9 protein-coding genes are annotated in these 10522 nt (G+C 55.3%); all 9 read left to right on the top strand.

Features of this window, described 5'->3' with window-relative positions; genetic code table 11:
• Positions 1-610: 610 nt before the first annotated feature.
• Complete coding sequence (locus NMC31_RS17340) at positions 611-2203, top strand: arylsulfatase (protein ID WP_216436819.1); 1593 nt, start codon at positions 611-613, stop codon at positions 2201-2203.
• Positions 2204-2284: 81 nt separating this feature from the next.
• A complete protein-coding gene (locus NMC31_RS17335) occupies positions 2285-3580 on the top strand; it encodes an anaerobic sulfatase maturase (RefSeq protein WP_253898619.1) in 1296 nt (431 codons plus the stop codon).
• A complete protein-coding gene (locus NMC31_RS17330; protein ID WP_253898618.1) occupies positions 3577-4581 on the top strand; it encodes an AAA family ATPase in 1005 nt (334 codons plus the stop codon). The genes NMC31_RS17335 and NMC31_RS17330 overlap by 4 nt, the downstream gene beginning before the upstream one ends.
• Positions 4581-5486, top strand: a complete 906-nt coding sequence (locus NMC31_RS17325; protein ID WP_253898617.1) for a DUF58 domain-containing protein — start codon at positions 4581-4583, stop codon at positions 5484-5486. The genes NMC31_RS17330 and NMC31_RS17325 overlap by 1 nt, the downstream gene beginning before the upstream one ends.
• Positions 5487-5927 (top strand): DUF4381 domain-containing protein, encoded by a 441-nt coding sequence (locus tag NMC31_RS17320; protein WP_253898616.1) that lies wholly within the window; start codon positions 5487-5489, stop codon positions 5925-5927.
• On the top strand, positions 5920-6897 hold the full coding sequence (locus NMC31_RS17315; RefSeq protein ID WP_253898615.1) for a VWA domain-containing protein: 978 nt from the start codon (positions 5920-5922) through the stop codon (positions 6895-6897). Before NMC31_RS17320 ends, NMC31_RS17315 begins: the two co-directional genes overlap by 8 nt.
• On the top strand, positions 6894-8408 hold the full coding sequence (locus tag NMC31_RS17310) for a tetratricopeptide repeat protein (protein WP_253898614.1): 1515 nt from the start codon (positions 6894-6896) through the stop codon (positions 8406-8408). The genes NMC31_RS17315 and NMC31_RS17310 overlap by 4 nt, the downstream gene beginning before the upstream one ends.
• Positions 8405-9418 (top strand): oxygen tolerance domain protein, encoded by a 1014-nt coding sequence (locus NMC31_RS17305; RefSeq protein ID WP_253898613.1) that lies wholly within the window; start codon positions 8405-8407, stop codon positions 9416-9418. The genes NMC31_RS17310 and NMC31_RS17305 overlap by 4 nt, the downstream gene beginning before the upstream one ends.
• On the top strand, positions 9415-10416 hold the full coding sequence (locus NMC31_RS17300; protein WP_253898612.1) for an HAD family hydrolase: 1002 nt from the start codon (positions 9415-9417) through the stop codon (positions 10414-10416). Before NMC31_RS17305 ends, NMC31_RS17300 begins: the two co-directional genes overlap by 4 nt.
• Positions 10417-10522 lie beyond the last annotated feature (106 nt).

Here is a 10522-nt window from a genome sequence, read left to right as displayed (position 1 = left end):
CCCTCAACCCACGGAATTATTATTATTTTTTAAATAGTCCACTGACTATTTATCTTCAATAGCTGAGCATAGACCAGCCTTTTACTTCTGCGATGGCCTGGCAGGATATATTCTTCCCTAATGGTACAGAAATGCCCTCATCAAAAAATGGATGTGACTTACTCACTCCAGGAATGATAGTAGATTCTTATAAAAATTTTCCTTCAGGCAGTGTTTATACTCAGCCATACGCATTACGTATAAAATAAGATAATCTCATCAATTAATCGTTTCAGCATCAATACACAAAATCTTCTTATTAGTTTGTGTTAGTGAATAATCGATTTTCCCTTTCTTTTTCCATGTTTTTCAACAACTTTCTTCTGGTCAGGCAATGAACCATGGCTAACTCATTATTTATTATTAAACTTTTTTTCTTTAGATATTGTTATCAAATTGAACTAGTCTTTTTTCCTGAAGAATTTCCTAAAATTGTTCGCCTTGGAAAGCCGGAATTTTGGTTGCCCGTCGTAAACATTCGAACAGAACCTATTAATTTCATTCAGAAAGGATGAAATATTTTTGCCCTGGCTATACTCAATTTGCCATCCTAAAAACTGGAGTTTCCCCCATGCAAAAAAGTGTCCCCTTTAGAAGGACGATGATTGCCAGTGTGCTGACATTAGCAGCTGGCGCTGTGTCCACTGTTCATGCTGCACCTGCAACATCAAACGCAGCGGAAAATGCGCCAAAACAAGATTCATCAAAACCAAACATCGTCGTTATTTTTGGTGATGACATCGGCTACTGGAACCTGAGTACCTATAATCAGGGCACCATGGGCTATAAAACCCCGAATATCGACAGCATTGCTGCTGAAGGTGCTAAGTTCACTTCCTATTATGCTGAGCAAAGCTCAACGGCAGGCCGTTCTTCTTTCATTACCGGGCAGATGCCGTTCCGTACCGGGATGAGTAAAGTCGGGATGCCGGGTGCGCCGCAGGGTCTACAAAAAGAAGACCCGACCATTGCGAACATCCTGAAACAACTCGGTTATGCCACCGGCCAGTTTGGTAAGAACCACCTCGGCGATCGCGATGAATTCCTGCCAACTGCGCACGGTTTCGATGAGTTCATGGGTAACCTTTACCATCTGAACGCGGAAGAAGAACCGGAGAACCCGGACTACCCGAAAGATCCTGCTTTCCGCAAAGAGTTTGGCCCGCGCGGCGTGATTAAGAGCACCGCCGACGGCAAAATTGAAGATACCGGCCCGCTTACCGTAGAACGTATGAAAACCGTGGACGAAGAAACGCTTGCGGCTAACAACGACTTCATGGAACGTCAGGTTAAAGCCGGTAAGCCATTCTTTACCTGGTTCAACACCACCCGTATGCACAATAAAACCCACCTGAAAGACGGGAGCATTGGCGCTACGGGTCTCGGTACCTACGCTGACGGTATGGTGGAACATGACAAGATGATTGGCGAAGTGCTGCAGAAAATTAAAGATCTCGGCATCGAAGACAATACCATTCTCGTCTATACCACAGACAACGGCCCGATGACGGCCACCTGGCCAGATGCTGGCGAAACGCCGTTCCGCGGCGAGAAGAACACCGGCTGGGAAGGCGGTTTCCGCGTACCGGCGATGATTCGTTGGCCGGGCCACGTTAAACCGGGCACCATCATTGACGGCATTTTCGGCAGTAACGACTGGTTCCCGACTCTGGTCGCCGCTGCGGGTGATGCCAACATTAAAAATGAGCTGTTAAAAGGCTACAAAACGCCGTCCATTACCTACAAGGTTCACCTGGATGGCTACAACCAGCTCGACTACCTCCAGGGCAAAGGCCCTAACCAGCGTAAAGAGTTCTTCTACTGGAGCGATGACGGCGACCTGCTGGCAATGCGCTACGACCGTTGGAAAGTTCACTTTATGATTCAGGAGCATACCGGTCTTGATTTGTGGAAATATCCGTTCACTAAACTGCGTACACCGTTGATCTTCGACCTCGAAGCCGATCCGCTGGAAAAAGGCAGTGACGGTATGGGCTACAACTCCTGGTTCTACGACCGTCTGTTCCTGATGGGCGGCGCGCAGAAATACGCGAAAGAGATGCTGGCGACATTTAAAGAGTTCCCGCCGCGTCAGAAACCGGGTTCGTTCACCATTTCCGACGCTTCGGCAATGCTGGAACAGGGCTCTAATATCAATAAATAACCCAAGCCTCCTGGCAGGCTGTGCAAACAGTCTGCCCGTTTTTTGAAGAGTAGTGACGTTTTCTTGTTAGGGGTCTGCTATATGAAGTACAGCACCACACTACCGGTTAAAGCGCTTCCGTCGGCGGAAAAATATGACGGCAATGGACCAGAATACAAGCGCCGCTTTCATGTGATGGCCAAGCCTACCGGTTCGACCTGTAATCTTGACTGTTCCTACTGTTTTTATCTGCATAAAGAAGAACTACTGCATCAGGACCGACATACCGGCATGAGCGACGAGGTGCTGGAGAATTTTATTCGCCAGTATATCGACGGTCAGGACGGCGACCAGGTGGTTTTTTCCTGGCAAGGCGGCGAGCCCACGTTGATGGGGCTGGAGTTTTTCCAGAAGGTCGTCAAATTTCAGAAGCAGTATCAAAAGCCCGGCCAGCGCGTCGAAAACGACTTACAAACTAATGGCGTGTTGCTGAACGACAAATGGGCTGAATTTCTCAAACAACATCAATTTCTGGTGGGTCTATCCATTGATGGCCCACGCGAACTGCATGACCGCTATCGCGTTACCCGTAGCGGCAAACCGACATTCGACAAAGTGATGGCGGGCGTTGAGGCCCTGAAGCGTCACAGCGTCCCGTTTAACGCGCTGGTGACGGTAAACCGCACCAATGCCCGCTTTCCGTTAGAAGTGTACCGCTTCGTCACTCGCGAACTGGGTGCGACCTACGTGCAGTTTAACCCCTGCGTCGAACCGGTCGATTTTAAGCAAACCGCACCGCAGTTCTGGCAGGACGACGCCATTCCGGTCACCGGTAGCCGTCGCGCGCGCCCCGGCGATCTCGACTCTATTGTCACCGACTGGTCGGTTGATCCTGAAGACTGGGGCAAATTTCTGATTGCCGTGTTTGAAGAGTGGGTCAATAACGATCTGGGCCGCGTACAGGTCAATCTGTTTGAAACGGCAGTCGCCCAGACCATGGGGATGCCGGCGCAGATTTGTACCCATTCCGAATTCTGCGGCAAAGGGCTGGCGATTGAGAAAAATGGCGACATTTTTTCCTGCGATCACTACGTCTATCCGGAATACCAGATTGGCAATATTGAACACGCCCAGCTATCGCACCTGGCTTTTTCCGAACGGCAGAAAGCCTTCGGCATGGGCAAGCGCGACACGCTGCCCAGCTACTGCAAAACCTGCCCCTATCTGAAGCTGTGCTGGGGCGAATGCCCGAAAAACCGCATTGTGCGCGCACCGGATGGCGAGCTGGGGCTGAACTATCTTTGCCCAGGCATCAAAGCCTTTTTCAACTATGCCGAGCCGATTCTGGTGGGCATCACAACCCTAATCAAACGTGATTTTGCAGGGCTACGCCGATGATAAATAGAGAAAAGTTATTGCAGCTTGAACAACGGATGAACGAACAGGTTCTTGGTCAGGAAGAGCTGGTACGCATGTTGATAATCGCCCTGCTCTGCGACGGACACGTGCTGCTGGAAGGGTTACCGGGGCTGGCGAAAACCCGTGCCGTGCGCGAACTTGCACGCCACGTTGAAGGGGATTATCGTCGTATTCAGTTCACGCCAGATCTTCTGCCTTCAGACATCACCGGCAGCGAAATTTATCAGCAAAACGCCGCCCGCGAAGAAGATCAATTTCGCTTTCGCCCCGGCCCGGTGTTCGGCAATATCATCCTTGCCGATGAAATCAACCGCGCCTCGGCCCGCGTGCAGTCCGCACTGCTGGAAGCGATGGAAGAGCGTCACGTCACCGTGGCGGGCAACAGCTGGCCTCTGCCCGGCGTTTTTATGGTCCTCGCCACGCAAAACCCGGTGGATCAGGAAGGCACCTGGCCGCTGCCGGAAGCCCAACTGGACCGTTTCTTGATGAAGGTGCTGGTGCACTACCCGTCAAAAGAAAACGAACAGAAAGTCATGCAGCTGGTGCGTGCCGAGCAGCAGAAAAAATATCAACAGCTAACCAACGCCGCATCATCTGCACCGGAACAACCCGATCCGCTGATGCTGAGTCAGCAGGAAATTGCCGAATGCTGGCAGGCCATCTCTGCCATACACGTCTCCTCTACGGTCGAAAACTATATCGTCAACCTTGTGGATTTAAGCCGCCATCCGCAGTCGGTGAGCGATACGCTGGCCGGTTATCTGTCGTTTGGCATCAGTCCCCGCGGTACGCTGGCGCTGGAGCGCTGCGGCCGGGCGCAGGCCTGGCTGGAAGGCCGTGACGCGGTACTGCCAGAAGACATTAAAAAGATAGCCCCGGCCGTGTTGCGCCACCGCCTGATGCTCAGCTACCAGGCCAGCGCCGACAACTGCACGCCGGACGATGCCGTGCGGATGCTGCTTGACGCCGTGGTGGCATAATGAGCAGCGCCGTTCGCGTTGACCGCGATACGCTGCTGAAGCTTGCCGCTGATGCGCGAGCCATCGCCAATCCGCCCGGGCAAATCCCGCCGGGCGCGCTCGGCGGAGAACGCACCTCTCGCCAGCAGGGGCGCGGACTAAACTTTGACAGCCTGCGTCGCTATCAGCCCGGCGATGACGTCCGGCTGATCGACTGGCAGGCCACTGCCCGCATGCGCACCCCGTGGATCCGCCTGTATAACGAAGAAAAAGAGCGTCCTGTGTTTTTGCTGGTCGATCAGCGACGGGATATGTTCTTTTCGACGCGGGTCCAGACAAAATCCGTGGCAGCGGCAAAAACCGCCGGGCTGCTGGCCTGGCGCAGCTGGCACGATGGCGATCGTTTAGGCGGCATCGTATTTGGCGACCGGGACTTTTCCCTGCGCAAATGCCGTGCGCCAAACGCTACGCTGCCCGCGTTTCTCGACGATGTCGTGCAGTACAACCACTCTGTGGCGGACAACTATCCGCATGAAGCCCCCCATTCACTTTCGCTGGCGGACATCCTGCGCCACAGCCTACCGGTGATTCCCACCGGCTGCTGGGTGGCGTTAATCAGCGATTTTCACGATCTGGATAACGAGTGCGATGCACTGCTGGCGGCGCTGCGCCGTCGGGGGGAAGTGAGCGCGTTCGTGATGCTCGACGATCTGCATTTACGCCTGCCTGCGCACGGGCGACTGGCCGCACGCTATGAAGGGCAAGAGGCGGCATTTTCGCTCTCACCCGCGCTACAGGACAGCATCAAACAGAGCATCACCGCACGACTTTCGGCACAGGCGTCGCGCCTCTCGCGGCTTGGCGTCCAGGTGAAGCAGATTGTCGTCGCCGGAGATCTGCTCCGACAGCTACAAAAAGGGGTCTAGATGCTGGAGAAAGGATTTACGGTACCCGAACTGGCGGAACCGGCTCTCCCCGATTCGCCGTCATGGTTTCCCCTGCCGCCGGGATGGTTTGCCCTGGGCTGCATCATCCTGGTCGTGCTGCTGATTTTCTTCATCATTCGCCTCGCCAGATGGCGGCGTAACCTATGGCGTCGTCAGGCCCTGACAGCGCTTACTCAGCCGCAAACGGTAGACAGCTGGCTGCTGCTGATGAAACGCGTTTTGCTGGTGCATCAGCCGCGGGAACAGGTGAGCGGCGCGCTGGATCCAGCCCAATGGTTGCAGCACGTCCCGCTGGATGATGTGCTGCGCCAGCATCTTTGCGAACGCTACTGTCAGCCAGAAAACCAGCTGAGCGATGCCGATACCGCGCGGCTGCGTATGCAGCTTCGCACCTGGTTTGAGGGATTACCCCATGTCTGAATACCTCTCACGACTGGCCTTTGCCTGGCCGTGGGCCTGGCTACTGCTCTTACTGCCGCTGGCAGGCCGCTTTGTGATGGCCAAAGAGCGCTCGCTGAAAGAGTATGTCCGGGTGCCTTTTTTACCTGGGTTGATTAATGAACTCCAGCTCAACAGTCAGCCTGCCCGTGGCGGAAAGCTATCCACCGGACTGTTCTGGTTGGTCTGGGCGCTGCTGGTCTGTGCGCTTGCTCGCCCGGAATTACTCACCCCACCGCAGCATATTGAAAAACCGATGCGCAACATCATGCTGATTCTGGACGTTTCCGGCTCCATGGAGAAAAACGACGTTGCGGGCGGTATTACCCGGCTACAGGCGGTGCAGGAGTCGGTTAAAAAATTCGTGGCGGCCCGCAAATCTGACCGCATTGGTTTAGTTATCTTTGCCAACAGTGCCTGGCCTTTCGCACCGGTCAGCGAAGACAAACAGGCGCTGGAAACCCGTATCAACCAGCTTGCGCCGGGCATGGCAGGGCAACAGACGGCGATTGGCGACGCGCTGGGCGTGACGGTGAAGCTGCTGGATTCCAGCGGCAACAATGACGCCAGCAAACTCGCTATTCTTCTGACCGACGGTAACGATACCGCCTCACAGCTGACCCCACGCCTCGCCGCACAGCTGGCAGCCAGTCACCACGTACAGGTCCACACCATCGCATTTGGCGACGTGAACACTGGCGGCGATGACAACGTGGATTTAGATCTTTTACAGGACATCGCCCATACCACCGGTGGACGCGCGTGGACGGCGCAGAACAGCGGGGCATCGCTGGATGCAGTCTGGCAAGAGATTGACGCCATCACGCCGGTGCAGGTGAAAAGCATCGGCTGGTCATGGCGTATACCACTGTTTGCCTGGCCGCTGGCCGCCGCGCTGATTTTACTGCTGACCTTCAATCTGTATCGCGCGTTCAGGGAGAGAATGGCATGAGTGATTTCCACTTTTTATACCCCTGGCGTTTACTGCTGCTAATCCCCGCCATCGTACTGTGGTGGTTACCCTCCGCCGGGCGTAGCGCCTGGTCGCGGATTATGGATAAGCCGCTGGCGAAAGCGCTGATTGTCGGACGGCAGCACAAACTCAGCCGGGCGTTGCCGTGGCTGGCGATGCTTGGCGTTATCGCGCTGGCCGGTCCTAGCTGGCAGCGTCAGCTTCCCGCCGCCCTGACGCCGGAAAGCAACGTGATGGTCATTTTGCAACAGGATACCGCGATGTTTGCCAGCGACCTGCCTCCCAGCCGACATCAGCGGATGCAGACCAAAATCATGTCGCTGATGGAGCGTATGCCGGGTACCCGTTTTGGCCTGGTGGTCTATAACGCCGGGGCCTGGCTGACGACCCCGCTGACCGTCGACACGGCATTTTACTCGCTGTTCCTGCATGCACAAACGCCAGCATTATTACCCTCTGGCGAGGGTTCGGGATTACAGCATGCGGTCTCGCTGGCGCTGCATAATATGCCCGCCGCGCCGCGTAGCATTATCCTGGTTGCCGATAATCTCAGCCCGGAAGACGCAAAGTGGCTGGGTGAACAGAAAACGCCAATCCAAATCTGGGTGCCGGGAACCGCTCAGGGGGGCGCGTTACCCGAGAAATATGCCGCCAGCGGTACCGATACGCGACTGAACGTTTCGCGCTTTGAACAGGTGCGTGACGACGGTATCCCGGTCACGCTGGTGACCGCCGATGACGACGACCTGCCCGTGATACAGAGTCACATCCAGCAAAGCGTCACCGCGCAGAACAATGCCCGCAGCGATTTACACTGGCGTAACGATGGCTGGCTGCTGGCGATCCCGATGCTTGCCTTGCTGTTTTTCTTACGACGTCAGCTTTTTTGCTGGATCTTAGTTGCGCCACTGCTGTTCTGGCAGCCTTCAGGGCACGCCACCTGGCTGGACTCCTGGATAAGCCCGGATGTACAAGGGCAGCACGCGTTTGCCGACGGGGATTACACCCGTGCGGCCCAGCATTATAGCGACCCGCTACGGCGGGGTATTGCATGGTATCGGGCGGGCAATTATCCCGCCGCCACCGCCGCGTTCCGCCAGGCCCAACAAACCCCGGAAACCCTGCTCTGGACCGGCAATAGTTACGCCCAACAAAAACAGTGGCAACAGGCGCTGAACAGCTACGACCGGGCGTTAAGTCTACGTCCGGACTGGAAGATGGCACAGGGTAACCGTGCGAAAATCGCCGCTATCATCATGCAACTGCGACAAAAAGAGCGCGAGAACAAATCTGCGCAGAGTGAAGAAGAAGATTACAAACCTGATGAAATTAAGCATGACCTGAAGCCCCACCAGGGGGCAGAGCAAAAGGATATTCAGCCCATTGCCGGCGGGAACCCGCAGGTGAATCAGTGGTATGAAAACCTGGCCGTTTCACCTTCAGGGCTACTGGAAAGCCTTTACCGCACCCAGTCAGGAGAAAACCAATGAAGCTTATCTGGTTATTATTGCTGACGGCGCTTCCCTGCCAGGCGGCAATGACGGTCACCCGAGAACTGATCGCCCCCGAACACGTTGTTCCGGGCCAGCCGGTGCGCGTAGCGGTGACGTTCTGGACCGATTCCTGGTTTAACCCACCGCCGCAGTGGCCCAGCTTCCCGGTAGAAAATGGCGACATGTTGACCGGAGCTTCTCCGAATCAGCTCCTGACCCGTCACGAAGGCGGCAGCAGTTGGAGCGGCATACGTATGGAACGCCAGCTCACTGCCTGGGATCAGGGCAAGCTGGGTTTACCGGCCTTCGAAATGACATTAACCGCCTCCGGGCAAGCGCCTGTGACGGTTAAACTGCCGGCGCTGGAAACGCAGGTCAACTGGCCACAGGGTGTTGAACAGCCGGACCGTTTCCTACCCGCCGCCAGCCTGTCGCTCAGCCAGAAAGTGAATATTTACCGCAGCGGTGAAGATCAAACACTGCGCGCCGGTGACGTTATCGAACGCGTGGTCACCGCCCGTGCCACCGATGTGATGCCCGCGCAGATCCCTCCGCTGCTTTATGCCATCAACGGCACGCATACCCAGCGCCTGACGCCAAAAAACCGTCTCGTCACCTCGGGGCGCGGCGATATTGAAGGCGCAGAACGGGTGGAAACCCTTCGTTATCTGCCGGTTGTGGCAGGTGAAGTCACGCTGCCGCCGATTAAATTGCGCTGGTGGGATACCGCCCATCAGCAGTGGAAAACTGCGGAGCTGCCCGGCAGCAAGTATACCGTTGCCGCATCGCGTACCGCCGGTGCGGAATCGGCGTTAAAGGGCAGCCGCGACGCCTTCACCTGGCTAAGCGCGCTACTGCTGGCGAGTGGACTCGGGTTACTCGTGCTGATGTTCATTTTCCGCCGCACTTTGCTGCGCAGCGCGCGTTATTTATCTCACCGCTGGCGCCGATTCTGGCAGCCTATTTCGCTTCCGGGGCAAACCCCGGATAACAGGAGTTCACGATGAAGCGTACGTTAATCACACTGACATTATGCGCCTTCTGCGGCACCGCCGCGGCAGAGCCGCTCTCTGCATGGAACGATACGGCGGCCAAACGCGCCATCGAGGAATGGGTACAAAACACCACTACCCCAGACAGCCCAACGTTTATTCCCACCGAAAAGCGCTACGTCGTATTTGATAATGACGGCACCCTGTGGCCGGAAGCGCCGCTGACGTTTCAGATTAAGTTCGCGCTGGATGAAGTCAAACGTCTGGCCCCGCAAAATCCAGGGTGGTCAAGCGACCCACTGGTGCAGGCCGTATTAAAAGACGACATCAAAACCGTCGCAGCTTCCGGTGAAAAAGGGCTTATGCATCTGTTGTCGCTCACGCACAGCGGCATGACGACGGATGACTTTAATCAGCGTGTCGCCAACTGGGTTTCATCGCACAAAGATGCACGTTTTGGCTGCCAGTACGACCAGATGGGCTACCAGCCGATGCGCCAGCTGCTGGATTATCTGCGGGCAAACGGCTTTAAAACATGGATTGTTTCCGGCGGTGGTATCGATTTTATGCGCGTGCTGTCGCAGAAGATGTACGGTATTCCGCCTGAACAGGTGATCGGCTCGTTCTCGCTCGGCGAATTCGCGTTATCCGGCGACGGGACAAAAATTACCAAGACGATGTCAGGGGCCTTCAATGACGATGCGACTAATAAGCCCGTGGCTATCCATCTTTTCATGGGCCAGCGCCCCGTGGGCGCATTTGGCAATAGCGATGGCGATCTCGCCATGTTGCAGTACACAGCCGCCAATCCGGACGTGAAAACCTTCGGTCTGCTGGTGCATCATACGGATGCCGCGCGTGAATACGCCTATGATAGTCATCCACCCGCCAGTGGAAAACTGGTTGCAGGATTAACGCAGGCAAAAGCGCATGGCTGGACCGTGGTTGATATGAAGCAGGACTGGAAGACTATATTTGACCCAGCAATGTGCGCGACAAAACCGGGATCTTAGGATTTTTTAAGCTTACACCTAAGCAAAAAAATCAGGGCTAAAGATTGTTGAATTAGTGATTGATAGCTTTCAAGAAACCTGGTGAAAAATAGTATTATCAGGCTTA

The organism is Pseudocitrobacter vendiensis (genome assembly GCF_943590815.1).
Taxonomy (GTDB): Bacteria; Pseudomonadota; Gammaproteobacteria; order Enterobacterales; family Enterobacteriaceae; genus Pseudocitrobacter; species Pseudocitrobacter vendiensis.
This window is presented reverse-complemented; position numbering and strand designations above follow the sequence as displayed.

Excerpts from the sequence above, each read along its gene's own strand:
- NMC31_RS17340 (WP_216436819.1), top strand. The coding sequence starts at position 611 with ATGCAAAAAAGTGTCCCCTTTAGAAGGACGATGATTGCCAGTGTGCTG.
- NMC31_RS17335 (WP_253898619.1), top strand. The coding sequence starts at position 2,285 with ATGAAGTACAGCACCACACTACCGGTTAAAGCGCTTCCGTCGGCGGAA.
- NMC31_RS17330 (WP_253898618.1), top strand. The coding sequence starts at position 3,577 with ATGATAAATAGAGAAAAGTTATTGCAGCTTGAACAACGGATGAACGAA.
- NMC31_RS17325 (WP_253898617.1), top strand. The coding sequence starts at position 4,581 with ATGAGCAGCGCCGTTCGCGTTGACCGCGATACGCTGCTGAAGCTTGCC.
- NMC31_RS17320 (WP_253898616.1), top strand. The coding sequence starts at position 5,487 with ATGCTGGAGAAAGGATTTACGGTACCCGAACTGGCGGAACCGGCTCTC.
- NMC31_RS17315 (WP_253898615.1), top strand. The coding sequence starts at position 5,920 with ATGTCTGAATACCTCTCACGACTGGCCTTTGCCTGGCCGTGGGCCTGG.
- NMC31_RS17310 (WP_253898614.1), top strand. The coding sequence starts at position 6,894 with ATGAGTGATTTCCACTTTTTATACCCCTGGCGTTTACTGCTGCTAATC.
- NMC31_RS17305 (WP_253898613.1), top strand. The coding sequence starts at position 8,405 with ATGAAGCTTATCTGGTTATTATTGCTGACGGCGCTTCCCTGCCAGGCG.
- NMC31_RS17300 (WP_253898612.1), top strand. The coding sequence starts at position 9,415 with ATGAAGCGTACGTTAATCACACTGACATTATGCGCCTTCTGCGGCACC.